The 1,229-nt window shown below is 41.3% G+C and carries 1 protein-coding gene; it reads right to left on the bottom strand.

Features of this window, described 5'->3' with window-relative positions; genetic code table 11:
* Nucleotides 1-58: 58 nt before the first annotated feature.
* On the bottom strand, nt 59-1,229 hold a 1,171-nt coding region (locus AC6CHH_RS16385), incomplete at its 5' end, for an acyl-CoA dehydrogenase family protein (protein ID WP_498284790.1).

The raw sequence follows: 1,229 nt of genomic DNA, 5'->3' as shown, positions 1-1,229 counted from the left end.
CCCTGAAATCAGCATCCTTATATATTCAGCATCCTTATATATCATGTATATAGAAAAATCAAAAGGCGCTGATGCCGGTGATATCGTGACCTGTGATTAAAAGATGTATATCATGTGTACCTTCATAAGTAATGACTGATTCCAAATTCATCATATGTCTCATGATTGGAAAATCCCCGACAATCCCCATTGCACCAAGTATCTGCCTGGCTTCTCTAGCCACTTGCAGAGCCATGTTGACATTATTTCTCTTGGCCATCGAAATTTGCGCAGTACTCGCCCGATTTTCATTTTTCAACACCCCTAACCGCCAAGAGAGCAGCTGCGCTTTGGTAATCTCAGAAATCATTTCTGATAGTTTCTTCTGTTGCAACTGAAAAGATGCGATTGGTTTCCCAAATTGTTTGCGTTGCTTTGCATATCCTAAAGCAGTTTGATAACAGTCAAGCGCAACACCTATTGCTCCCCATGAGATACCGTATCGTGCAGAATCTAAACAAGACAGTGGGCCCCTCATGCTGTTAACATCAGGAAGTACGTTTTCTTTTGGAATATAGACCTGATCAAAAATCAGTTCACCCGTTCTAGACGCACGCAAAGACCATTTATTTTTTGTTTCAGGGGTAGAAAAACCGTCCACACCTCTTTCAACGATAACACCCCTTATTTGTTGATTCTCATCTCTGGCCCAAACTATTGCAATATCACATGTTGGCGCATTTGTAATCCACATTTTTGCCCCCGTCAACCGATATCCTTGACCATCTTTGATCAACTTAGTTTCCATCCCAGAAGGATTAGAACCATGATCCGGTTCGGTCAACCCGAACGCTCCAATCAAATTTCCTTGGGCTAACCTAGGCAAGAATTTATGTTTTTGCTCAAGACTGCCATATCTATAAATAGGATACATCACCAAAGAGGACTGTACAGAAGCAGCCGACCTGATACTTGAATCGCCATATTCCAACTCTTGCATCATGAGCCCATAAGAAATTTGATCCAATCCTGCTCCTCCAAATTCCCCTGGAATAAATGAGCCTAGCACTCCCCAATCTCCTAATTTTTTCATCAAACCTGGCACCTGTATTTGCTCTTGGGCGCATTGATCTATAATCGGAAGGATTTCCGATTTAACCACGGAACGAACTGAGTCTCTAATCAACAAATGCTCCGGAGTAAAAAACTCCTCTATTTGGTAATAATCCATATATAAATGTTTTTGTGTA

This window comes from Sphingobacterium sp. GQ94 (assembly GCF_059758715.1).
The sequence above is the reverse complement of the archived record's forward strand: the minus strand, read 5'-3'. Positions and strand labels throughout refer to the sequence as shown.